General features: G+C 70.9%; 17 protein-coding genes. 9 read left to right on the top strand and 8 right to left on the bottom strand.

The annotated features are described in order from the left end of the window. Positions 1 to 50: 50 nt before the first annotated feature. Both DFI_RS14645 and DFI_RS14640 read right to left on the bottom strand, forming a co-directional pair. Positions 51 to 2,261: a S8 family serine peptidase gene (locus DFI_RS14645; protein WP_027464002.1), complete on the bottom strand. Its 2,211-nt coding sequence runs from the start codon at positions 2,259 to 2,261 to the stop codon at positions 51 to 53. A gap of 10 nt (positions 2,262 to 2,271) precedes the next feature. Next, positions 2,272 to 4,911: an Ig-like domain-containing protein gene (locus DFI_RS14640; protein WP_081425983.1), complete on the bottom strand. Its 2,640-nt coding sequence runs from the start codon at positions 4,909 to 4,911 to the stop codon at positions 2,272 to 2,274. A 500-nt stretch (positions 4,912 to 5,411) separates the two neighbouring features. Here DFI_RS14640 and DFI_RS14635 point away from each other — a divergent pair, with 500 nt between their 5' ends. Beyond that, the gene (locus DFI_RS14635) at positions 5,412 to 6,212 is read left to right on the top strand and encodes a hypothetical protein (protein ID WP_027464003.1); all 801 of its coding nucleotides are present in this window, start codon (positions 5,412 to 5,414) and stop codon (positions 6,210 to 6,212) included. A gap of 12 nt (positions 6,213 to 6,224) precedes the next feature. On the opposite strand, the gene DFI_RS14630 is transcribed toward DFI_RS14635, so the two are convergent. Then, positions 6,225 to 7,208 carry a phosphotransferase enzyme family protein gene (locus tag DFI_RS14630; protein ID WP_027464004.1) on the bottom strand — a complete coding sequence of 328 codons (984 nt, stop codon included), beginning with the start codon at positions 7,206 to 7,208 and terminating at the stop codon, positions 6,225 to 6,227. Positions 7,209 to 7,290: 82 nt separating this feature from the next. After that, positions 7,291 to 7,734, bottom strand: a complete 444-nt coding sequence (locus DFI_RS14625) for a VOC family protein (RefSeq protein WP_027464005.1) — start codon at positions 7,732 to 7,734, stop codon at positions 7,291 to 7,293. Between the two features lie 134 nt (positions 7,735 to 7,868). On the opposite strand from DFI_RS14625, the gene DFI_RS14620 reads away from it, so the two are divergent. Both DFI_RS14620 and DFI_RS14615 read left to right on the top strand, forming a co-directional pair. Continuing rightward, positions 7,869 to 8,999, top strand: coding sequence for a hypothetical protein (locus tag DFI_RS14620; protein ID WP_027464006.1), 1,131 nt, complete (start codon positions 7,869 to 7,871; stop codon positions 8,997 to 8,999). 162 nt (positions 9,000 to 9,161) lie between these two features. Beyond that, positions 9,162 to 10,397, top strand: coding sequence for an aminopeptidase (locus DFI_RS14615; RefSeq protein ID WP_027464007.1), 1,236 nt, complete (start codon positions 9,162 to 9,164; stop codon positions 10,395 to 10,397). Between the two features lie 6 nt (positions 10,398 to 10,403). Here DFI_RS14615 and DFI_RS14610 read toward each other — a convergent pair whose 3' ends face one another. Further along, positions 10,404 to 10,829, bottom strand: coding sequence for a response regulator (locus DFI_RS14610; protein WP_022802711.1), 426 nt, complete (start codon positions 10,827 to 10,829; stop codon positions 10,404 to 10,406). A gap of 293 nt (positions 10,830 to 11,122) precedes the next feature. On the opposite strand from DFI_RS14610, the gene DFI_RS14605 reads away from it, so the two are divergent. Next, positions 11,123 to 12,589, top strand: coding sequence for a SulP family inorganic anion transporter (locus DFI_RS14605; RefSeq protein WP_027464008.1), 1,467 nt, complete (start codon positions 11,123 to 11,125; stop codon positions 12,587 to 12,589). Positions 12,590 to 12,685: 96 nt separating this feature from the next. Beyond that, positions 12,686 to 14,326: a diguanylate cyclase domain-containing protein gene (locus DFI_RS14600; RefSeq protein ID WP_043779379.1), complete on the top strand. Its 1,641-nt coding sequence runs from the start codon at positions 12,686 to 12,688 to the stop codon at positions 14,324 to 14,326. A 24-nt stretch (positions 14,327 to 14,350) separates the two neighbouring features. Here the strand turns inward: DFI_RS14600 and DFI_RS14595 are convergent, their stop codons facing one another. Both DFI_RS14595 and DFI_RS14590 read right to left on the bottom strand, forming a co-directional pair. After that, complete coding sequence (locus DFI_RS14595; protein WP_027464009.1) at positions 14,351 to 14,989, bottom strand: hypothetical protein; 639 nt, start codon at positions 14,987 to 14,989, stop codon at positions 14,351 to 14,353. An 86-nt stretch (positions 14,990 to 15,075) separates the two neighbouring features. Further along, positions 15,076 to 18,393 (bottom strand): ATP-binding protein, encoded by a 3,318-nt coding sequence (locus DFI_RS14590; protein ID WP_155864596.1) that lies wholly within the window; start codon positions 18,391 to 18,393, stop codon positions 15,076 to 15,078. Between the two features lie 51 nt (positions 18,394 to 18,444). On the opposite strand from DFI_RS14590, the gene DFI_RS14585 reads away from it, so the two are divergent. Together DFI_RS14585 and DFI_RS14580 are read left to right on the top strand one after the other, a co-directional pair. Continuing rightward, positions 18,445 to 18,639, top strand: coding sequence for a hypothetical protein (locus tag DFI_RS14585; RefSeq protein WP_022802714.1), 195 nt, complete (start codon positions 18,445 to 18,447; stop codon positions 18,637 to 18,639). Positions 18,640 to 18,686: 47 nt separating this feature from the next. After that, the gene (locus DFI_RS14580; RefSeq protein ID WP_027464010.1) at positions 18,687 to 20,366 is read left to right on the top strand and encodes a thiol-activated cytolysin family protein; all 1,680 of its coding nucleotides are present in this window, start codon (positions 18,687 to 18,689) and stop codon (positions 20,364 to 20,366) included. A gap of 220 nt (positions 20,367 to 20,586) precedes the next feature. Here the strand turns inward: DFI_RS14580 and DFI_RS14575 are convergent, their stop codons facing one another. Continuing rightward, positions 20,587 to 21,048 carry an RrF2 family transcriptional regulator gene (locus DFI_RS14575; protein WP_051308224.1) on the bottom strand — a complete coding sequence of 154 codons (462 nt, stop codon included), beginning with the start codon at positions 21,046 to 21,048 and terminating at the stop codon, positions 20,587 to 20,589. A gap of 258 nt (positions 21,049 to 21,306) precedes the next feature. Between DFI_RS14575 and nirK the strand changes: the two genes are divergently transcribed. Both nirK and DFI_RS14565 read left to right on the top strand, forming a co-directional pair. Beyond that, the gene (nirK, locus tag DFI_RS14570) at positions 21,307 to 22,764 is read left to right on the top strand and encodes a copper-containing nitrite reductase (protein ID WP_051308226.1); all 1,458 of its coding nucleotides are present in this window, start codon (positions 21,307 to 21,309) and stop codon (positions 22,762 to 22,764) included. A gap of 53 nt (positions 22,765 to 22,817) precedes the next feature. Beyond that, the gene (locus DFI_RS14565; RefSeq protein WP_027464012.1) at positions 22,818 to 23,120 is read left to right on the top strand and encodes a cupin domain-containing protein; all 303 of its coding nucleotides are present in this window, start codon (positions 22,818 to 22,820) and stop codon (positions 23,118 to 23,120) included. Positions 23,121 to 23,185 lie beyond the last annotated feature (65 nt).

Here is a 23,185-nt window from a genome sequence, read left to right as displayed (position 1 = left end):
CATGCAAACGCGGGCAGGGTTACCCTCCGCCTGCCCGCTTCTGGAGAAGCTTATTGCACCTTGAGTTCCAGGGCGTACAGGTTGCCCTTGCTGTTCGTGAAGGACCCGGTGTACGGCTGCTCGCCGCTCGTGGCGTTGAGGTGGCTGTACGTGCCGGCCTGCAGGTAGAACGTTCCGTCGCTGGGCAACGTGACGCTCAGGACGTTCGTGGTGATGTTGGGTTTGAGGGCCTTGCCGAGGCCGTCCTTGAGGGTCACGCCGTTCGCGTCACGGATGTACACGACGGCCCAGACGTTCCCGATGGGCTGGGTGGGGTGGTACTTGTCGAACAGCGTGACGTTCAGTTTCTGCCCGGCTTTGCCTTCGAAGCGGTAGAAGTCCACGTCGCCGGCCGCGGGCGTGCAGGTGCTCGCGCAGGTGTCCTTGTAGATCAGGGCCGTCTTCGTGCGCTCCCCGAGCGCGATGGGCGCGGCCGTCGCGAGCGTGTCGTTGGGCTCGTAGGTGTCCACCACCGGCTCGACGTAGCCCTTGTCCAGCGTGATGGTGACGGGCTGGGCGGTGGTGGGCGTGGTGCCGGACGTCACCGTGACCTTCCCGGTGTACGTGCCGCGGACGGTGGCGGACGGGTCGGCCGCGAGGTCCGGGCCGCCCACGCGCACGGTGTACGTGCCGGGCGCCATCGCCAGGAACTGCGCGGCGCCGCGGCTGTCGGTCTGCGCGCCGTAGATGGCGCCGTGCTCGCCGTCTTTCTCGATGATCACGTCCGAAGGCTGGGTCAGGACGGTGGTCGTGCCGTCCGGTTTGAGGTACTGCACCACGACCTTCAGCGTGCCGCCCTGCTCGGGCATGACGCCCGACTGGAGGCGCCGGGTCAGGGCGCCGAGGTCGATGCGGCCGTACCCGGTGCCCTTGTCGAAGCCGTCCGGGTTCTCCCCGACGCGGCCGTCCGCGGTGTCCTCCATCAGGCGGCGCACCTGGTACGGATCGAGGTCGGGACGCGCGCCGAGGATCAGCGCGGCCGTGCCGGAGGTGTACGGCCCGGAGAAGGACGTGCCGCTCATCAGGACGTACCCGCTGCCCCCTTCGGGGGTCGCGCCGCTCTTGCGGCTGCCGTCGCTGTTGATCCACAGGGGCGCGGTCATCAGGACGTCGCTGCCGGGCGCGGCGACGCTGATGTGCCGGCCGAACGACGAGAACGTCGCCCGGGTGTTGTTGATGGCCAGGGCCGCGGAGGGAATCACGCCGGCGAACAGCGCTGGCCGCTGGTAGTACTCGCGCGAATCATTGCCGGCGGAGACGACCACGGTGACGTTGCGGGCCAGGGCGTAGTCCAGGGCCAGCTTGATCAGTGGGTCGTACCCGGCGCCGCCCCAGGAGTTGTTGATGACCCGGGCGCCGTTGTCGGTCATCCAGATGATCGCCTTGGCGACGCCGGCCGAACCGACGCTGCCCGGCTGGAACATCGCGGCCGTGAAGTACCGGGCGTCAGGGGCCACCCCGACGAGGCCCGTGCCGTTGCGGGCCGCGGCGATGGTGGACACGACGGCGGTGCCGTGTTCGAGGCTGGTGTCCACGCGCTGGTCCACCGGCTGGGGCGCGGCGCCGAAGGTGTCCACGGCGTCCAGCCAGGCCTGCGCGGTGGTGTAGGTCCGGTCGGTTTTGGGATCGTAGGCCTTTCCGCCCCAGTTGGCGCTCAGGTCCGGGTGCGAGACGTCCACGGGATCGTCGATCACGCCGACGGTGACGCCCTGGCCGGTGAACCCGGCGTCCCAGGCGGCCTGGGCGTTCAGGTGCTCGCTGTCCAGCGCGTACTGCGGCAGCCCGTCGAACACCTGATTCACGGCCAGGGCGCCCAGGTCAGGACGGGCGCTCTGCCGGGTGTAGGGCTCGGGCTGCCACACCTGCTGCGGCGAGGCGAACTGCACCAGGCCCTGCTCGCCCAGCTCCCGGGCGGCTTCCAGCGAGTCGCGCTCCAGGAGGCGCAGCACCACGACGTCCAGTTGCGGCAGGCGGTCGATGATCACGCCGCCGACCTGCCGGGCCACGGCCTCGGCTGCTGCGCCGCCCAGGCCGACGACCAGATGGTCGGTGACGTACCGCTGACCGGTGCGGGCGTCCTCGGCGACGCGGTCCGGGGCGATGTCCGGCGTGGGCTGCGCACCCACCACGGCGGGCGGGGCGGGCGGCGAAGTCACGGCGGGCTGCTGGCAGGCGGAAAGCAGCGCGGTCAGGCTCAGCGCCGCGAGGGTCACTCGGGTCATGGGAACTCCTTCAGGGGCGGGTGATGAAGTGATGGACGGCGCTGACGCTCTGCGTGACGCCGCCAGGCACGACCTTGGTGGTGTCCGGATCGCTGTACACCGCGTACGCCACGACGGGGTTCGTGGCCGATTCCGGCTGGGTGGGATCTTGCAGGCGGTAGGCGTAGGCGCGGTGCAGCAGCCAGCTGTACCGGCGGTTGGCCTGCAGGGCGACGGGTGTCAGCCCGGAGCGCACCCGCGTGAGGTCATGCGGGACTTTCAGGGTGTCGGTGGCCGCGTCGTACGTCACCCACCGGCTGTAGTCGCGGGTGTCCGTGCCGACCCCGGTGACGCTGAACGTGCCGTTCTGCCGGAGCACGCGCAGGGGGGGCGCGTCACTGTTCACGGCGGCCGTGAAGGTGTCACTCACGCGCAGGTCCACGCGCAGGCCGGTGGCGCCGCCCGCGAAGGCGTTCGTCTTGAAGGCGTAGGTGGGCAGCAGGTCCACGTCCGTCTGGTCCGGTCCAGGCGTGAGCAGCTGCGGCGCGAAGGGCGGCAGCAGGTGCGTGCTCGGACGGTCCGGCGCGGCACTTACGGCCTCGTCCGTGCCGAGGGCCTTCACCCGGTAGTAGTAGTCCTGGCCGACTTCCAGCGTGGCGGTGTTGTCGCTGGCGGTGCAGCGCCGCGTGGCCGCGCTGCACTGCGCTGTCCCCGCGAATGCCACCTCCACGTAGGGGCCTTCTTTGGCCGTGGCGCGCAGAACGCGGAACCCGGTCAGCCCGTCCGTGCTGGCCGGCTGGTCCCAGGACACGCTGACCCAGCTGTTCGAGTCCGGCCGGGCGCCCTGCGGCGTCAGGTCTGTGCCCGGCGCGCGGTAGATGTAGTTCAGGCGCTCACTGAGCGTGTACCCGACGGCACTCACGCCGGTGGGGGCGCTGACCGTCCCCGGCGTCCCGGCCCGCTCGAGGCGGACGGGCACCAGGTACGCCGAGCGGTTGTTGTTGAAGTCCAGCGCGGAGACCTGCACGAACACGTCGCCACTCAGCCCGGCCGGGTCGAGGGTCACCTGCCCGCTGTCCTGGCTGTCCGGGCCGGGCGTGACGTGCCCGGGGTCGATGGACGTCAGCGCCCCGCGCAGTTCTGCCATCTGCCCGGAGGCGTCGAAGGACACCAGGGAGAACATCAGGTACTTGAGCAGCAGGGGCGCGGTGTTCGCGGCCGTGGTGTAGGCGCGCAGCTGCGCGGCGCCGTTCATCACGGTGCCGGGCGTGAGCGCCTTCCAGTCCGCGGCGCGGCCCTGGCTGTCGAGCGCGGTGGGCGTCAGGAGGGCCAGCTGGGGAACGGCCGTGTCCGCCGTGGGGTTCTGCGCGTCGAACTGCGCGACCTTCAGGCGGCGGGGCTGGCCGGCCGTGGCGACCGCGCCGAGCACTTCCGATCCGGCCGCGCCGGCCTTGCTGAACACCAGGTCGTAGGTTCCTTCGGGAATTGCGCTGAACTGCACGGCGCCGGACATGTCGGTCTGCGCTTCGGCCAGCACGCGGCTGCGGTCCCCGCTGCGGTACAGCCGGACGCTGGAGCCGGTCACCGCCTCCCCGCGGTTCGAGCGCACGAGGTCCGCCGTGAGCGTGGCCGGGCCGCTGCCCAGGAACGGTGGGGCGATGGCGACGGTCAAGGTCGTCCGGCCCTCGCCGGCGTTTCCGCTGGGGTCGGTGGCGACCGCGCGGATCCGGCGCTCGCCGTTGTCGGCGGCTGTGTAGGCGGCTGTCCACTCGAAGGGCGCTTCCCGGTCGGTGCCGAGCAGGACCTCGCCGTCGTAGAAGTCGACCTTCGTCACGCCCTGGTCGTCGCTGGCGTCGGCCTGCAGCGTCACAGTCCCGGCGGCCGTCAGCGTGGCCGGCGTCGCCTGAACCTGCACGGTGGGGGCCGCTGAGTCCCCGCCCTGCAGCGCGGGGTCGTCGATCACCGCGAACACCAGCCGGAACCGGAACGGATCCTGACTGGCGGCGGCCGCCATGGGAATCCGGGTGGCGAACGTGACGATCTGCTCCCCGCCGGCCGCCACGGACCGGCCCTGCCAGCCTTCTTCGAAGACGCGGGTCACGGTCGTGCCCGCAGGCGCCGTGACGACGAGGCCGCGGGTGTCCAGGCCGCGCACCAGGGGCGTGGCGTCCGGGTCGACTTCGGGCGTGCCGGTCAGGCTGTTGAGGCGGTGGGGCGTGTCGAGTGTGAGGCGCGCGGCGTGCCCGCTGGCGTCACTGCCGTCGAAGTACTGGACGCCCTTGAAGGGCGTGGTCCCGGTCGTGGCGTCCTGACCGTCGGTGTCCACCGGCACGAACACGGGGCGGGTCAGGGCCTGGCCGCTGCCGTTCGTGACCCGGAACGACGCGCGAAGGTACCGGACGCGGGCCGTTTCGTCGGTGTAGGTCCCGAAGGACATGGGCGTGAACTGCAGGCCCTGCACTTCCGCCGCCTGGCCCCGCAGTCCGGCGCGGACGATCACGCCGGCCGGTGAGGGGCCGTTCAGGCCGGTGAGGCTCAGTTCGTACAGGCCCAGCGGGCGCGGTTCCGTGACGGGCGCCGTCACGGGAGGTTGGGGCGGAGTGACCGGGCCGGGACCGCAGGCGGCGAGCGCCAGCAGGCCCAGCAGGACCAGAACTCGGGGGGATGTCATGGGCGGCTCCTGGGACAGGCAAAGGGAGAGGACCGGGCCGCGTGACGGGCCCGGGAAGCGGCGCGCTTCAAAGGGGACGGGTGACGGGAGGGCCGCCCGGGCCGATCGGCACGGAGTAGGCGAGCGTTACCGCCTGCCAGGGCCCGAGGGACCGGACCGTGGGCGGCTGGTAGCTGGGGCGGGCAGGAGCGGGGGCAGCAGACGGAGGAGAGAAGAAGGACAAGACGGAGCTCCCTGCCTGACGGAACAGGCACGTTGAAGGCCGGGCGGCCCAGGAGCGCACCCCGGCAAAGTGATCCCTCACGCGAAAACGTGAGGATTGTGGCAAATTGATCTGGCCTTAAGCATCATAAAGACGCCCCCGGAACGGCGCAAGCCGGGGTGTCCAGCGATTCGGACGCGGTATTCCACAAGCCGGGCCCGGGAAGGCGTACAGGTTCCACGTACGGCGCGGCGCAACGCCATGCACGCCCGGACCAGACGCGCTTTACACTGAACGGGTGAAACGACTCCTGTGCCTGACCGCGCTGTGCTGCGGCGTCCCGGCCTCCGCGCAGTCCTGGCTGAGCGCCGCCGTGCCCGGCACCGGCTGGCTGCTGCAGCAGCCGGGCACGCCGGGCACGGCGTACCAGGTGCGGGCCACTGACTGGACCGCGGACCGCAGCCGGCTGATCGTCCGCCTCACCCCCGTGCGGCTGACCGGTGAGCCCGCCCTCACCGGGGCCGCCCTGAACGGGTACCTGTACGCCCAGGGTGACGTCGCCTGGATCGTGTTCGAGGACGGCCCGGCCCGGTACGCGTGCGGGGTGCCCCTCGCCAAGACGCCACCCCCGGTGTACCCGCAGGCCAGCGCGGGGCGCAGCGTGCGGCAGGCCGCGCAGGGCAGCGAGCCGCTGCCTCAGGGCTGCCTGGTGAGCCGGACGCACCGGAACCTGTTCGTCAAGCTCACGGCCCTGCCGCAACCGCAACTGCGGCAGGTGTGGCAGCTCGGCTTCAACGGCCTGATCCAGACGCGGTACAACGTCGTGTGGGGCGCGCCCGCGCCAGCCGGGCAGGCCACTGCGGGCGCGGCCTACGACGTGGAAACCGGACGGGCCTACCGGGCGCAGCACCAGACCCTCCCCGGAAACCAGGGCAGCGTGATCACCGTTCAGATCGGCGAGGAACGGCTGTCCTGCGTGACTACGCCCGCCGACCAGGCCGGCAGCGGGTACGCCGGCATGATCTACCTGCAGGAACCCGGCAAGGCAGACCCCACGCCCACCCTGCAGGACTGCGACCTCGAGGTCATGAGTCCCTGACGGGCACGCGCCTCAAGAGGCCCGCCCCCCGCCTGCCGGGAGGCGGAACGGGGCGTCCAGCAGCGCCAGTTCCAGGAGCAGCGGCTCCTGGGCCGGGTCCTGCCAGGCGTCCGCGCTGTCCTGCAGCTGCCACAGGGACTCATCCATCCAGGCGCACAGCAGGACGTCCGCCCAGCAGGCCCGTTCCGCCGGCGTGAAGGTCACGAACTCCAGGTAGCCCGCCAGGAACCGCTGCCACTCCTCGGGCGTCCACAGGCGCTGCGGGCCGCGGTGCAGTGTGCCGTCCAGCGGGAACGACAGCGCGGTGATGGCGAGGTCGTACACCCTCGGCAGCCTCGCCGCGTTGTCCGGATCGATCAGCACGGGCGCGTCCGGCGTGACGTAGACGAGGTTCGCGGCCTTGTGGTCCCAGCTGCAGTTGACCAGCGGCAGCGCCTCCCCCTGCACCCGTGGCAGGGCCGCCTGAAGGTACCGCTCGGTGCGCTCCAGGAGCAGTCCTTCCAAGCGCCCGGCCTGCTCCGGGAACGCCTGCCGGACGTGCTCCACGATCACCTCGGCGTCCATAGCCAGACTCTCCCGGGGGAAGGCGCGGGCCGAGGCGTGCACATTCAGGCCGAAGTCACGCTCCGCTTCAAAGGCGTGGATCTGCCCCAGCAGCCGGCCGGCCGACCGGATCTCCCGGGGCGCTCCCGTGTACGGGCGCCCCTCCACGAAGGGATAGATCACCCACCGCTCCTCCCCGTCCGACGTCACCCGCGTCCGGGGGTTCGGACTGAACGCGCGTTCCGGCGCCACCACGCCCACCCCGGCGTCCCGCAGCGCCCCACTCCAGACCGCCACCGCCTCCCCGGACGTGCGGGCCGTGCGTTTGAGCACTCCAGTCCCGGACCGCCCCGGCAACTGCAGCTGCCAGACGGGCGCGTGGGCGTGCAGGGGCCGCAACGCCGCCTCCGGGGGAAGATTGAACAGGTCAAGGGGGGGCAGGTCCTGGGGCATGAGGGTCCTTTCAGGGCGAGTATAGAAAGGCGGCCGTCCCCGGACGTCCGCAAAATGACGCACGCCCCCAGGCCCGTGACGCTCAGCCGGGCACGCGGAGGTCCTCGGCCAGCGCAACGATGATCCCGGCCGGTCCGCGCACGTAACAGAGCCGGTAACGGCCTGCGTATTCGGCAACCCCTCCGATCAGGACCGCCCCGTGAGCCTGCAGGCGCTCGAGCGTCTCGTCCACGCTCTCCACGGCGAACATCACACTGCGCAGCCCGGGCATGTTGGGCGGCGCCGGGTCAGCCGGCTGCAGGGGTGGGTGACGGAAGCGGGTGAGTTCCAGCCGCCCATGCCCGTCCGGGGTGTGCATCATCACGATGTCCACCTGCACCCCATCCATGCCGTTGATGCGGTCCACCCAGGCGCCCTCCACGGGCGCGCGGCCGGCGACACTCAACCCCAGCGCAGTGAAAAACCCGGTTGCCGCCGCGAGGTCCTCAACGACGACACTGACGTGGTCCAGTCGCTTGACGGTCATGGTGCCGGCATCGTACTGCCGCGCAGGGCGCCGTCAGCCCCACGCCACGCCCCCGCTCTGCCCGGATGGCCGTTCTGCCATCCGGGAGCCATGCACCCCGGCCTACGGTGAGTCCCGAACCGAGGAGGACACCCATGATGACCGCCACCCTGTCCCTGACCCTGCTGACCACCGCGCTCACGACCCTTGGCGCGGGCAGTCCCACTCCACCCACGCCGCCTGGGAATCCCGTCGGCCTGGAACGCACCGTCACGACCCCCACGCCCGGCGACTCCCGCTTCACGCTCGCCGCGCAACCCGCTGTCATCCGCATCGATCCCGGCCGGAGCGGCACTGTTCAGGTGATGACCGAGCAACCTGGTGGTACCCCTGCCGCCGTGACCCTGACGGCCGAAGGACCTTCCGTCGGCAGCGGCCCGGAGAAGATCACGGCTGTGTTCGGCGGCCCGTCCGGCGCGGCACTCACGCTCACCGCCGGCACGGACGTCCCGGTGGGCCAGCACACCATCACCATCCGCGGGCGGAACGCGGACGCCGAGCACACCACGCAGGTCACGGTGATCGTCGAGCGCTGGCTGCTCGTGGATGACGACCGCTCAGGCAACAACTGGCCCGCGAACAACCCGGACGCCCCGGATTCCCACGCGGACCAGTTCGCCCGCGCGGCGCTCACCGCCTCCGGCCGGACCTTCGAGGTCACCGTGGTGCCCTACAGCGGCTCCGGGCAGGACAAAGACGAACCGGACGGTCCGGACGCGCAGGCGCTGTCCCGGTACAGTGGCGTGCTCTGGTACACCGGGAACACCACCGTCCACCCCCTCACCGATACCGACCGCGAGCAGCTCAGCGCGTACCTGAACATGGACGCCCGCCGGGTCCTGTTGTTCTCCCCGGGGTTCGTCCGGGACGGGACGACGAACGGCGCCACACCCGCCGCGCCCAGGGCGGCGTACGCTCCCCTGATCACCGGACATCTGGGCCTCGATCAGGTCGCCTTCCCCGGCGCGGCGGCCTTCGCCCTGACCGGCGAAGCGAACACGGTAACCAGCGGCCTGACCCTGAATGTCGCCAGTTCCGTGCGCGGTGTCCTGCGTCCCGCCGCGGGCACCTCGGCCCTGCTGAAAGAGGGCGCCAGTGTCATCGTGAGCGGGAAAGCCAACGTGGGCGCGCGCGGATCGTCGAAAGCGGTCCTCGCCGCGCTGAGCCTGTCGCACCTCAGCCGGGCGGACGCGGTGACCCTGCTCGGCAAACTCATGACCTTCTGAAACACTCCTGCGAGCGGGACAGAGTCCCCAGTTCCGCAGCACCCCAGGGACGTGTTCTGAAGCGGGCACCTCCTTTCCGCCAGCAGGCCCGGGCGTGCTGGCGCTGCGGTAGGCAAGAGCGCCCATCCCCAGGCAGTGACGGGTCGCCTATGCTGCGCTCCCATGACCGCACCTTTTGAACGGCGACTGGAGCGCTATGCCGAACTGCTGGTCCGTGTGGGCGTCAACCTGCAGCCCGGGCAGCGGCTCCTGCTCAGCGCGGACCTCGACGCCGCCCCGCTCGCCCGGCAGGTCGTCAGGCACGCCTACCTGGCAGGAGCGCCGCTGGTGAACGTGATCTGGAACGACGCGGAAAGCACCCGGCTGCGCCTGCTGCACGCCGCACCGGACACGCTCGCCGACTTTCCCGGCTGGCGCGCGCAACTGTGGCAGGACACCGCCGAACGGGGGGACGCGTTCCTGCACGTCACGTCCGAGGACCCAGCCCTGCTCGCCGGGCTGGCCCCCGACCTGGTCGACCGGGAGCGCCGGGGCCGGCAGCGGAGCCTCCAGGGCTTCGCGGACCTGATGCGCCGCAACGCCTTCCCGTGGTGCCGCGCCGCGGCGCCTGCGCCCGCCTGGGCGGCGCGGGTCTACCCGGACCTGCCCGCTGCGCAGGCGGTGTCCCGGCTCTGGGACGCCGTGTTTCACGCCAACCGGGTGGACCTGCCGGACCCCGTGCAGGCGTGGCGCGATCACCTCGCGGCCCTGGAGGCGCGCGCGGCCCTCCTGACGGCCCGGCAGTACCGCGCCGTGCACCTGCGGGGCCCGGGCACGGACCTTGAGGTGGGCCTGGCCGACGGGCACGTCTGGGTGGGGGGCGCCTCGCCCACCCCCGCGGGCGTGCCGTTCGCGGCCAACATGCCCACCGAGGAGATCTTCACCGCCCCGCACCGGACGCGGGTGACCGGCACCGTGCGCGCCACCAAGCCCCTGAGCCTGTCCGGCACCCTCGTCGAGGGCATTGAGATGCGCCTCGAGGCGGGCCGCATCGTGCACGCCCGGGCCGACCGCGGTGAGGAGGTGCTGCGCCGCGCCCTGGACACCGACGAGGGGGCACGCTTCCTGGGTGAGGTGGCCCTGGTGCCGGGCGCGTCGCCTGTCGCGGAGACCGGCACGCTGTTCCTGGACAGCCTGTACGACGAGAACGTCGCCTGCCACCTGGCGTTCGGGTACGCCTTCCAGGAAAACTTCGCGGGTGGGGACCAGCTGACCGGGGACGAGGTCGCCGCGCGGGGCGGCAACGACAGCCTCACCCACGTGGATTTCATGGTGGGCAGCGCAGACGTGACCGTCGACGGGCTGCGCGTGGACGGGTCGCGTGAACCGCTGCTGCGGGACGGGCAGTGGGCCTTCTGAGAGGTATCAGCGCGGCCGGTGGCCGACCTTGGCGCCCTTCCAGAAGCCCAGGAACGACTCGATCTGCGACAGGAACCCGGGGAAATCCGGCGCCTTGACCATGTAGGAGCTGGCGTGCAGTTCGTACGCGTCCCGGATGTCCTCCGGGCGGGTGGAGGTGCTCAGGACCACCACCGGAATCATCTGCAGGCGCGGGTCGGCCTTCATGATGCGGATCACGTCCAGGCCGGTCATGCCGGGCATGTTCAGGTCGGTGACCACCACGTCCGGCACCGGTTTTTCCTTCTGCTGCAGGTGCTCGATGGCTTCCCGGCCGCTGGTCATGGTGACCACCTGATTCACCCACTCGGGGTGTTCCGCGCAGGCTTCGCGGGCAAGTTCGAGGTCCGCGACGTTGTCGTCGATGACCATGATGTTCAGGCGGTGCGGCATGCTGCCCAGTGTAAGCCAGCCGCACCCGCGCCGGCCCGCGATCCAGACAACGTTTTCCCGCCTCACGGTCCGGGCGTTCGCCGCGCCTGACCGGTGGCGCGCGTGATTGTCACGCCCGGCCGGGTCTGACATACTGCCCGGGCCGCAGGCGCGGGTCCCCTGACCAAGGTCAGCCGAGTGATCCCCTGACGATAACTCCACCGGGCCGCACGTCCCTCACGGGACGACCGCGGATGGCCCGCCCACCTGCGCGCCCGCCAGGCGGAGTTCATCACGGCACCTCCGAGGTGTGCATGACCCCAAGATCCGTCCCCGCCCGCCCTTCCGGCGTGAGCGCCTACCTGAACGAGTGGGTGCGCAGTCCGCGCGCGGACCTGCTGTCCGGCGTGCTCGTCGCCCTGGCCCTGATCCCCGAGGCCATCGCCTTTTCGATCATCGCGGGCGTCCCCCCACAGGTGGGCCTGTACGCGAGCTTCATCATCGCGATGGTGATCGCGTTCGTGGGAGGCCGGCCCGCCATGATCAGCGCCGCCACCGGCGCGATGGCGCTCCTGATGACCGGACTCGTGGAAGACCACGGCCTGGAGTACCTGTTCGCCGCGACCGTGCTGACCGGCGTGCTGCAGGTGTTCTTCGGCTGGGCGAAACTCGCCCGGTACCTGAAGTTCGTGCCGCGGCCGGTGATGACGGGCTTCGTGAACGCCCTGGCCATCGTGATCTTCCTGGCGCAGCTCCCGCAGGTCGTCGGGGCCGGCTGGCCGACGTACGCCATGGTCGCCGCGGGCCTCGCGATCATCTACCTGCTGCCCAGGGTCACCAGGGCTGTGCCGAGCGCCCTGGTCGCGATCCTGGTCCTGAGCGCCGTGTCCATCCTCACCGGCGTGGACGTGCGGACAGTGGGGGACATGGGGGTGCTCCCGACGGCCCTGCCGCCCTTCCACCTGCCGGCCGTGCCCCTGACCCTCGAGACGCTGGACATCGTCTTCCCCGTGGCCCTCACGCTCACCCTGGTGGGTCTGCTCGAAAGCCTGCTCACCGCGCAGCTGATCGACGAGAAGACCGACACGACCAGCGACAAGAACGCCGAATCCCGCGGGCAGGGGATCGCCAACATCGTGACCGGGCTGTTCGGCGGCATGGCCGGGTGCGCCATGATCGGGCAGAGCATGATCAACGTCACCGGCGGGGGACGGGGTCGGCTGTCCACCTTCGTGGCCGGGGCGGTGCTGCTGCTGATCCTGGTGCTGCAGGACCTGCTGGTGCAGATTCCCATGGCGGCGCTCGTCGCGGTGATGATCATGGTCAGCCTCAGCACCTTCGACTGGAAGAGCCTGCGCGCCATGGCCACCCACCCGAGAGGGGAGAGCGTCGTCATGGTCGCCACGGTGGCGGCCACGGTCCTGACACACGACCTGTCCAAGGGCGTGCTGACCGGCGTGGTCCTCTCGGCGCTGTTCTTCGCACGCAAGGTCTCGCAGCTCTCCGGCGTCACCGCCGTGGACGCCCCGGACGTCACGCGCACCTGCCGCGTGACCGGCCAACTGTTTTTCGTCAGCACGCACGATGTCCTGCACCGCTTCGACTTCACGCCCCCACCCACCCGCGTGGTGATCGACGTGCACGGCGCGCACTTCTGGGACAGCAGCGCCGTGACGGCCCTCGACCAGGTGCTGCGCCGGTACCGCGCACAGGGCACGCCGGTGGAGTTGATCGGCCTGAATGGGGCCAGCGGGGCGCTGTTCGACCAGGTGATCCGGTGACCGGGTAACGGCGTTCTCCCGCGCTCCGGCTGAACCGTGAGTTAATGCGGGCCTGCGGTGAGGTTTGTGCGAGCCCGGGCCCCTATGCTCGTCAGCATGACCTGCCTCGTGGACAGCCTGGAGACGCCGGCTGCCGAACCGCTCCCGGCCGACCTCGCCGCGCAGATCGCGCTGGCGGACGATCTGCTGGTGATGCACCCCACCCGCGCCGAGCAGGTGGCCCGCAGCGCCATCGCGCTCGCCGAGACGCAGGAGGAGGGCGTTCAGGCTGGGCGGGCGGCCGTGCTGCTGGGCGGGGCGCTGTTCTTCCAGGCCCGCTACGACGAGGCCCGGGACGCGTTCGGGCAGGCGCTCGGCACTGCCCGCGCCCATCACGACCGGGTGCTGGAAGCGCGGGCGCTTAACGGCCTCGGGAACGTCGTCAGCTACCAGGGTGACTACGCCGGGGCGCTCGAGCACTTCATGGCCAGTTCCCGCGTGGCGCTCGACGCCGGGGACGAACTCGGCCGGGTGCGGGTGCTGAACAACATCGCGGCCGTCTGGTCGGAGCTCGGGGAGCACGGCAGCGCCCTGCAGCACCACCAGGAGGTCGTCACGGTGGCCGGCCGGGTCGGGGACGCCTCCCTGGTGAGCAGCGCGCGCGTGAACGTGATGGTCGACCATCACGCCCTCGGGGAGTACGGCCGGGCGCTGGACCTCGCCGAGACCCTGGTCCCGGCCCTGGAGGCGGCGGGCCTGCGCCAGCACCTGGTGGTCGCGCAGGCGTACCGGGCCGACAGCCTCCTGCGGCTGGGCCGCGCGCAGGACGCGCAGCAGGTCATCCTGGCTGCCCTGCCGCTCGCCGAGGCGATCGGGGAGCAGGCGCACACCTGCTTCCTGCTGGGCACCCTGGCGATGACGCACCAGCATCAGGGCCAGCCGGCGGTGGCGCTGCCGGTGCTCGAACGCGCCCTGGCGCTGGCCGGCGAGCACCGCCTGGCCGGTCAGGAACGCGACCTGCTGGGCCGGCTCAGCGAGGTGCGCGAAGCGCTCGGGGACTTCCAGGGCGCCCTGCGGGACCTGCGGGCGCATCACGCCCTGGAACGGCAGATTCACGCGGAGGACGTGGACCGCAAGACGCGCTTTCTCACCGCGCAGTTCCAGCTCGACTCGCTGAAACGCGAGGCGGAACTCGAGCGCCAGCGGGCCCGGCAGCTCGAGGAGGACCACTCGGCCCTGCAGGAGGACCACGCCCTGCTCGCGCACGTCGCCGCGCACGACGCCCTGACCGGACTGGCCAACCGCGCGCATTTCCAGGCCGTGGCCGAGCAGACCCTGGCCCGCGCCGGAGAGGCGGGCGTGGGCCTGCTGTTCCTGGATCTGGACGGCTTCAAGGCGGTGAACGACACCCTGGGTCACGACGCCGGCGACGACCTGCTGCGGCAGGTCGCCGGGCGGCTGCGGTCCCAGGTGAGGCGGGGGGACCTCGTCGCCCGCCCCGGCGGAGACGAGTTCACGGTTCTGCTTCCGCACCTGCGCACGCCGGGCGACGCGCGTCAGGTTGCCCAGAAGCTGCTGGGCGTCCTGACGGAGCCCTTCGTGGTGTCTGGGAACACCGTGACCATCAGCGCGTCCGTGGGCGTCGCCGTGTCCCCTCAGGACGGGACGGAACTCGCGGTCCTGCAGCGCCGCGCCGACGAGGCCATGTACCGCGTGAAACGCAGCGGCCGCGCCGGCGTGCAGACCAGTTCCGCCTGAGAGCCCACCCCACGCGGGCCAGGGTCACTTCCGGCAGGTCAGGTTCACGCGGAAGCTGGGGTCCGGCACGCTGAAGCGCGTCTTCAGGGCGGGGCTGACCTCGGGTTTGACTTCCAGCAGGAACTTCACCGGGGCCGGCAGCGGCTGGCCGCTGGGCACCTGCTGTTCGGAGTACAGGCGGAAGGTGTACACCGTCCCGCCGCCCTGCTGAATTTTGGCCATGGTCTTGTCCTGCCAGCCGCCGCCGCGCCCGTCACTCCAGCTGTCACCGCTCGCGAAGCTCACCGCGGCGGCATTGTCGTACGACAACCCGGCCTGGTTGAGCTGGATGGTCTGGTTGATGCCGTTCTTGAATTCGGCCGTGACCGCGTACCCGGGGTAGGCGCTGCCCTTGTCCTGGTACGTGAGTTCCACCTTGGTCACGCGCATGCGCACGATGCCGTTGAACAGCCACTCGTTGACGCAGCCTTCGACGCTGGCCTTCTGGTTCGCGCCGCCCGCGCCGGTCAGGGCGCGTTTGAGGTCGTCGAGCAGCACGTAGGTCTTCCCGCCGATGACGGTGGTGGTGAGGGTGGCCGGCTGACCGTTGAGGGTCAGGGTGACCTGAGCGGCCAGGGCCTGGCCGAGCGTCAGGGCCGTGAGAAGCGCCGTCGTCCGTTTCATAGGTGACCTCCGGGGGGCGGCGCGGAGCGCGCCGCTCAGGGACCCCTGGAGGGTAGGCCGCCCGGCGTTGCGGGGGCGTTGCAGTCTCAGGCCAGGGCCGGGGTGATCCGGCCCAGGAGCCGCTCGAGGGCGCCGCCGTGCGCCGGCCAGGACGCGGTGAGACGGGCGAGCCGCGCGTCCCGGTCCCGAGCCGCGGCCTCGTCACCCTGAGCGGCGCGGACGTGGGCGAGCAGCAGGGCGTCGAGGGCCGGGACCTCCTGTTCACCGGTCACGCGCGGTCCCGGCGTGATCCCGGGCGTGGCAGCCGTGAGCAGCGCGGCCAGGCGCGTGCTCGGCAGGGGTTCGCACAGCAGCGCCCGCACGCCGGCGTGATCCCCGGCGAGCAGCCGGCCCAGGCCCACCACCCAGGCGTGCCGCTCGCGTTCGTCCTCGTTGGGCGTGAGCGCGTCCAGCAGCGGCTCCGGCGGTGCACCGCAGCGCAGCAGCCCGGCCTCCACCTGCACGCAGGCGAGCTGGTGACGCAGATCGTCCAGGCCGAGCGCGGTGATCTCCTCCCGCAGCTGCCCGAGTTCCTCCGTGGTGGGCACAGCCCCGCAGCGCAGGCGGGCCTCGGTGAGGCGCAGCTGCCGCCGGGCGGCGACGGCCACCTCGCCCCGGTCCCGGGCTGTCGCGGCGGCCTCCGCCAGGCGCTGCAGGCCGCCCCCCAGGTCGCCGGCGAGGATCAGGGCCGTGCCGATGTTCGCCTGCGCGGCCGGCTGCGCCTGCGGCGGCAGGTGTGGCAGGGCCGCCCCGTACAGCGCGAGCGCGCGGGTGTACCCGCTCGCGGCGAGCATCAGGCCCGCCAGGTTCGCGCGGGCCGGGGCGCCCAGCGCGTCCAGGCCGTGCTGCTCGGCGAGCTGCGCGGCCGCCTCCAGGTGCGTGCGCGCGCGGGTCTCGTCCCCCATCACCGCCGCCAGCGTGCCGCAGGCGTGCTCGGTCTGCAGCAGCCGCTCCGGGTCGCCGAGCACGGTCGCCACGCGGCGCAGGTACGACGTTTCCTCCAGGCCCTCAGCGTGCGCGCCGCGGGCGATGGCGAGACTCACCAGCGTCAGGGACGCCTCGAACGCCCGGCGGGTGTGATCGAAGGGATCCACGTCCCGGGCGGCGAGCAGGTCGGCGCGCGCCGCGTCAAACTGCCCAACCTTCACGCGCGCCATGCCGCGCAGGTGCAGCGCCCGGGCCCGCACCGCCGGCAGGAGGTCCTCCACGGCCAGCACGCCTTCGGTCAGGGCGAGGGTGTCCGCGTACGCGGCGTCCATCAGGTGCAGCTGCGCTTCACGCAGGTTCAGTTCCGCCTGCCGCTGCCGGTCGGCGCCCACCCGGGCGCGCAGGCGAGGCAGGACCGCGCGGGCCTCCTCGGCCGCGCCGCTCAGCATCTGCAGGTCGAACAGCGCCGTCAGCACCGTCCAGGCCTGCGCGTCATCCAGGCCGAGGTTCAGGGCGCGCTCGAAGGCGCTCCTCGCCTCGGCCGGCGCCAGGGCGCTGCGGGCCGCCTCCCCGACCTTCACCCACGCCAGCGCGGCCTGCCGCGCGCACCCGCCGGCCTCGTAACACAGGGCGACGTCCTGCAGCGGCGCGCCGGTCGCGTGCAAGGCCCCGGCAAGTTCGGCGTGCAGCACCTGCGCTTCCTGCCCGGACAGCGCGCCGCGCAGCGCCTGACGCTGCAGGTCGTGGCGCAGCACGAACCCCCCGGCGACCTCGTGCGCGAACCCGCTGGTTTTCAGGAGTGCCGCCTGCTGCAGCACCTCCCACTCGCTGAGGTGACTCGCGCCGGCCAGCGCGGCCGCGCCGAGGGGCCGGGTCTGCAGGCACAGGACGTTCAGACACAGCCGCGCCGGGCCCGGCAGCAGGGCCGCGCGGGCCAGCACCGCCTCGGACACGCTGCGGGGAATCGCGAGGTGCCGGTACCCGCCGTCCTCGTCGAGCCGCGCCAGCCACGTCTGCCCGTCCGTGGGGTACACCTCCCCGCTCGCGAGCAGAGCCCGCAGGATCTCCTGAAAGAACAGCGGGTTCCCGCCCGAGCACTCGTGCAGCCGCGCGGCGAACTGCGCGCCCCCCTGCGCCTGTCGGCTCAGGAAGTGCACCAGGCTGAGCATGTCAATCTCCCCCAGGGGCGGCACCTCCGCCCGGCGCAGCGCCCCGCGCGCCTCCTGCTCCGCCACCCACGCCCCGGGACGGCCGCGCTGCAGTTCCAGCGCGCGGGCCGTGGCGACCACCTTGACCTGCTGCGCCGGCGAGCGCTGCGCGTTGAGATGCAAGACCCGGCCCAGCACCTCCAGGGTCGCGGCGTCCAGGTCGTGCAGGTCATCCACGATCAGGACGCGCCGCTCCGCGAGGGCCTCCATCAACGCCTGCGCGAGCCCGGCGTGCAGCGCCTCCTGGCGGGACGGCGTGAACTCCGGCGCCTCCCACTCCCGGCGCACCTGCGCCAGCGCGCGCCGGGCCGCCGCGCCGTATGGCACCTCGCCCACCTCCTCCAGCGTGAACAGCAGCGCCGAGAGCGGCGCGCCCGCCACCGCGCCGGACAGCATCAGCGAAGGCCCCAGCTGCCGGGCGACCTCCACCGCCAGGCGCGTCTTGCCCACCCCCGGTTCCCCCAGCAGCAGCCACGCGCCCGGCTGCAGGACGTCACGGAAAAGCTTCTCCCGCCCGACCAGCGGCAGGCGCGGCAGGGACGCCGCGGCCGGCAGGCTGCTGCCCTCCGCCAGTTGCGACAGCCACGCGCGGGTGGCCGGCAACGGCTCCCGCCCGAACTCCGCGCGCGTCATGCGCTCACACTCGCCGTACACGCGCCGCGCCGCGCCGGCGTCCCCCTGCAGGACGCACGCCCGCAGCGCCCGGGCGTACGCCGTCTCCGACAGGGGATCGACGCCCAACCAGGCCTCCGCGAGCGCCCGCACCTGAGCGTGCTCCCCCTGCCGCTCCGCGTCCCGGAGCGCCGCGTCCAGCCAGCGCAGGTACTCCGCCTCCCAGCGGGCCCGCTCCCGCCCCAGCCACTCCTCGGAAGGCGCACTCGCCGTCACCCACGGCAGCAGCAGCGGCCCCACCAGGTCCACCGCGGCCGCGAACGCCCCCGCGAGCGCCCGCTCCCGGGCCTCCTGCACGTCCACCTGTACGGCACTCCCCAGCGCCAGGCGCTCCGCGTCCGCGTCCACGAACCCCGCGAACGGCCCGCGCTTGAGGCGGTGCAGTTCCACCCGCAGGTTCGACCGGGCGTGCGGCGAGTCCGGCCACAGCAGGTCCGCCAGGGCCGCCCGGGCGACCGGGCCCTGCAGGGCGATGACCCCCAGCAGCAGGGGAGCGGTCGGCTCCCCCGGGCGGGGCGCGCGGGTCAGGCACAGCTGCATAGCCCACTTTAATGACATTTGCCGCCGCGTGTAACGGCCGGGCAACGCCGCGCGGCCTACCCTTCAGGCATGAGTGACCCGGTGACCCCCCCCGACAGCACCCTCGGCCGGTTTACCGTCACGGTGCGGCGCGAGCACGTCCTCGTGCAGGACCACGCCGACCTCAGCACTCACGACTTCGCCTCCCTGCTCGGCGCCTTCGGGTACCTCGAACAGGTCGTCCGGGACCGCCGCCAGGCCCGGCAGGACGGCGAGCTCCTCTGACGCCCCGCGGCCCCGCGCACGTCCTCTCGCCTTCAGGAGGTTCCGTCATGAACGCACGCCGCGCCCTGAGTGCCGCCCTGCTGTCCACCACCGCCCTCGCCCAGGGGCCCGTGATCCTGCCCGTCAACCCGGTCCGGCCCGGCCCCGTCATCCCGGTCATTCCCACCAACCCGGGCGTCACGCCGCCCGTGCGCACCGACCTGCTCATCCCCGTGGACCTCGTCGCGTACTTCCGCAACCTGCAGCGCAGCAGCCCCCTCACCAAGCCCACCGGCCTGAACACCAGTGCCCCCGGTCCCGCCGCCACCACGGCCGTGCCCGGATCCGGTGGCGCCCCGCTCGCCTGCACCACCCGGAAGGTCAACATGCAGTCCGCCCCGGAACGTTTCGCCGCCTCGGGATACGACCAGGACAAGCTCTGGCTCGGATCCCTGCTGCAGGCGCAGTCCCTCAAGGACGGCATCGGGGGCCTGCGCGCCGCGTACGTCCCCGAGGACAAACGCCTGCCACTCAAGATCACGTCCGCCGCGCCGGTCGCCATCGCCTCACAGACCATCCAGCCCAATCAGTCGGCGTACAACGTCGCCCTCGCGAAAATCCGCCAGGGCATGCAGGGCACCGCCCTGGGCTCCACCGTGTCGTACAGGATCACCGAGGAGAAATCCTTCGAGAGCAGCGCCCTGAAACTCGGCCTGAACGCCCACTACCTCACCGCCCGGGTGTCCGGCGAGTTCCAGTCGAGCACCACAACCTCCAGGAACCGCGTGACGGCCGTGTTCATGCAGGAAGCCTTCACGGAGAACGTCGCGCTCAATAGCGTCCCTGCCGCCGGCCTCTTCCACGACCTGAGCGTCGAAGGGGCCGCGGAGTTTGAGAAGACCCGGCAGTGGGGCCCGGGGAACCCGCCCGTGCTGGTCAACTCCATCACGTACGGCCGCCTGCTGTTCGTAAGCATGGAAAGCAACTACTCCGCCGCCGAGATGCAGATCGCCCTGAAAGCCGCCTACGAGGGCGCAGTGGCCGGTGGCGACGCCAGCCTGAACGTGCAGACCAGCAAGGTCCTCGCCGACTCGACCTTCGATGTGTACGCCGTCGGCGGGGACGAGGAGGCCGTGACCTCCCTGATCCGCACGCAGCAGCTCGCCAGCTACTTCGAGAAGACCACCAACCCCACCACCTTCCAGCCGATCAGCTTCACCGTGATCAACCTCGCCGACGGCACCAAGGCCGCCGATCTGCGGGCCGGCGAGTACGCCGAAACCACCTGCAACCTCGCGAGCATGAAGCTCTACCTGAAGGTGCAGGTCTACGCGCAGGACACGGACGACAACAGTTACGACGACGTGTACGGCACCATGCACGTCAACGGCACGCAGCTCTGGCGGCGCGGCACCGAGGACCCCTACGAGTTGTACCGCGGCACCACCGTGTACCTGTACCCGGAAGACACCCGGTACATCTACAACCGCGGCACCACCCCCTTCACGCTGGACGCCGACATGACCACCGACCAGTACGCGAAGTTCGAGGCGTCCTTCACGGACTTCGACAAGTGGCCTAACGGCGACGACTTCCTCGGCAGCGTGAACGAGAACATCAACGTCTCCGCTGTCGCAAGGTACTTCCGGGACAACCCAGGTGCGGGCTCGTACGCCTACCGGGACCTGCCCCTGCGCGCGAAAGACAACACCTACCAGATCAAGATCACCTTCTACCGCAACTGGTGAACGGCACCGGGACGATGGCCGGGTAGCGTTGAGCAGAACTTGCTGTCTGGCTACTGGCCACGTCTGTCAGGCGGCGACAACGAGAAACAGAGGGGGCCAATCCGGCAGGCCGAGGATCGGAGCGGCGCGGTCCACCCCGGATTCCCCCAGATGGTCCTGCCCTGGTCGTCTGGCGACGGAGGCTGATCTTCGGTCGGGCGTGCGGCTGTGGTTGAGCAGGTCAGCGGTATTCGGGATCGCACAGCTGGGCGAGGGTGATGCCCCCGAGGATCTCGCGGATGCCCAACGAGGCGCTGAGCCAGGCCCGTTTGAGGTTGCATTTTCCGGTGCGCTGCTGGGTGGCGCAGCGAGGCTTGGTTTGGCAGGGATCGAGGATGACCGGTCCGCTGATGGCCTCGATGATGTCCAGGAGTGAGATCTGCGCCGGGTCCACCTTGAGGGTGACGCCGCCTCCGCGGCCCTTGGCGCTGGCGACGTAGTTCATCTCTGTGAGGCGGCGCAGGACTTTGGTCAGGAAGGTGTAGGAGATCTGGAGTTGCTCTGCGATGGTGGCGGCGTTGGTTCCGGGATGCTGCGCGATGTTCAGTAGGGCGTGGATGGCGTAGCTTTCTTCGCGCTTGAGGAGGCTGCGCCAGGGATCGTGCGGGAGGATGGAAGAGCCGGCAGCGGGGAGCGCGGTCATGACCGGAGTGTAGTAAAAATGGACTGTGATGTCGAATTATTTGGTGCCATCCGGGTCCTTGGTCGGAGGGGATCTGAGTGTGGAATGCGGATTGGAGTCTTTTAGGCGGATGTCCCGGATAGATTTATTTGGATAGATTAGTCTAATTTTACAAGGGATCCAGGCACGGGAGCCGATACCAGAGACCAGCAGAGCAGGTGTCATCCTCCCGCGAAACTGGACAACAAAGTCCAATAAAGCCCTTGCGGGAGATTCACCATGTCACACAGCCACCCCAGCACCCTCGACAAAGCCATCACCACCAGCCGCAACGTCGTCATCACCTGCACTGTCACCCTCACCGCCGCCCTCCTCGGCATGACCCTGCCCAGCCTCCCCGGCAGCCAGAGCCACGCCCAGACCCCGGCGCACAGCATCCCGGCCGCCCCAGCCGCCGCCACCCCGACCGGCAAAGTGGTGGCCTACACCCTCGAAACCGTCATGGAAGGCGGGAAGATGGGCTTCAAAAGCCCCGACGGCACCTTCAACCCCGTCCTCCACGCCCAACCCGGCGACACCGTCAAAATCACCCTCATCAACGGCGACGGCATCCTCCACGACATCGCCATCCCGGAACTCAACCAGGACTCCACCGACATCGGCACCAAGGGCAGCCGCACCGAGCTGAGCTTCGTGGCCGAGAAGGCCGGCACGTTCACGTACATCTGCAACCTCCCCGGCCACGTCGCCGCCGGCATGACCGGCCAGCTCATCGTCGGCAACCCCGCCGCCACCCCGGCCGCCTCCGCTCCATCAATCGCCCGGAACCCCACCGACCTGCCCGCCCCGCTCGCCCGCCGCGCCCCCCAGCACCTCAAGTACGAGTTCGAAACGATCGAGAAAGTCGGGCACCTCGCCGACGGCACCACCTACAACTACTGGACCTTCAACGGCCAGGTGCCCGGCCCCTTCGTGCGCATCCGCGTCGGCGACACCGTCGACGTCACCCTGAAAAACCCCAAGGACAGTGTCGCCCCCCACTCCATCGACTTCCACGCCGTCACCGGCCCCGGCGGCGGCGCGGCCGCCACCCAGACCGCCCCCGGCGGTCAGACGAACTTCACTTTCAAAGCCCTCAACCCCGGCCTGTACGTCTACCACTGCGCCACCCCGATGGTCGCCCATCACATCACCAGCGGCATGTACGGCCTGATCCTCGTCGAACCCGAAGCCGGCCTCCCCAAAGTCGACCGCGAGTTCTACGTCATGCAGGGCGAACTGTACACCCAGAAAGCCATCGGAGAGAAAGGCGACGCGGGCTTCGACGTCGACAAGCTCCTCCACGAAGACCCCGAGTACTTCGTCTTCAACGGCAGCACCGACGCCCTCACGAAGGAATACCCCATGAAAGCCAAGGTCGGCGAGACCGTCCGCGTCTTCTTCGGCGTCGGCGGCCCCAATTACGCCAGCAACTTCCACGTGATCGGCGAGATCTTCGACACCGTCTACCCCGAAGCGTCCATGGCGAACGCGCCCATGAAGCACGTGCAGACCACCCTGGTCCCCGCCGGCGGCGCCACCATGGCCGAATTCAAACTCCAGGTCCCCGGCAACTACCCCTTCGTCGATCACGCGCTCAGCCGCATGGAACTCGGCCTCAAGGCCATGCTTCACGTCGAAGGTCCCGAGAACCACGCCATCTTCAAAGGCAAAGTGCAAAGCGGCGGCGGTCACTGACCCAGGCTCACCCCACCCCCCCCACGCCCCTTACCCTCCCCAGGAGACCGCAGATGATCAAACGCCTCGACCAACCCGGAGTGCTCGTCCAGGGCACCAAAGTCCGCGCCCTGCTCAAAGTTCTCGCGCCGCACGCCACCATCCCCACCCACACCCACCCCAACCACCACGTGATCGTCACCGCACTGAAAGGAGACGTCGTCCTCGAAACCCCCGACGAGCACCTCGCCCTCGCCCCAGGCGAACTCGCCTGGCTGGACGAGATCACCCCCCTCGCCCTGCGGGCCGGCGCGGCCGGCGCGACCTTCACCGTCACCCTCGCCCGCCAGCCCAAAACAGCAACGGCCAGCACCTGAGACACAAAGGAAGAGGCGGTGCCCGGCATGCCGGGCACCGCCTCCCCATTCCCAGTTTCTGCCAG

Source organism: Deinococcus ficus, assembly GCF_003444775.1.
Classification (GTDB): Bacteria; Deinococcota; Deinococci; order Deinococcales; family Deinococcaceae; genus Deinococcus; species Deinococcus ficus.
Note: the sequence above shows the minus strand (reverse complement) of the source record. Positions and strands in the feature narration are given on the sequence as shown.